General features: G+C 69.9%; 1 pseudogene. It reads right to left on the minus strand.

The window, feature by feature from the left end:
* A pseudogene (locus AO398_RS28730) lies at positions 1-564 on the minus strand (Zn-dependent hydrolase); the annotation flags it as partial.

Genomic DNA, 564 nt, shown 5'->3' on the forward strand with positions numbered 1-564 from the left:
GGCCCCCAACCGATGCCATCCCGGCACCGGATCAGCACCGATCCGATCGGTGCCAGCACAGCCAGATTGATGGCGTCGGTCGTCGCGCCCTGGGCCAGCCGCACGACGGGGTGGCCGGACGCTTCCATGGCGCGTTCGAACAGGCGGACGATGCCGGGATCACAGCGGGTGGCATCGGGATCGACGCTGTGTTCGATGCCGATCTCCAGCTGACGACGTCGCGCGACGTCCCGGAACGCCGTATCGAGCTCGTCGACGGCCGCACGCCGCGCGGCATCGTCGGAGGAATGGACGAGAACCCCGAAGGTCGTGGAGCCTGTGACTACGAAGGCCGGAGCCGGCTCGACGTCGAGGCGTACGACCGTCACCGTGACGTTCTCGCGGGCGAGCCCGATGCCTTCGGCAGCGAGGATGCACGCGGCTGTCCCGGCGAGCGTGTCCCGTCGGCCCGACATCGGGACCGTCGCGGCGCTGGCGGCCTGTCCCGTCAGCGTGACCCGCAGGATCGCGGACGCCGACAAAGCCTGGACGACGCCGACCGGTGATCCCGACTGTTCCAGTACG

Source organism: Methylobacterium sp. GXS13, from assembly GCF_001455965.1.
GTDB lineage: Bacteria > Pseudomonadota > Alphaproteobacteria > Rhizobiales > Beijerinckiaceae > Methylobacterium.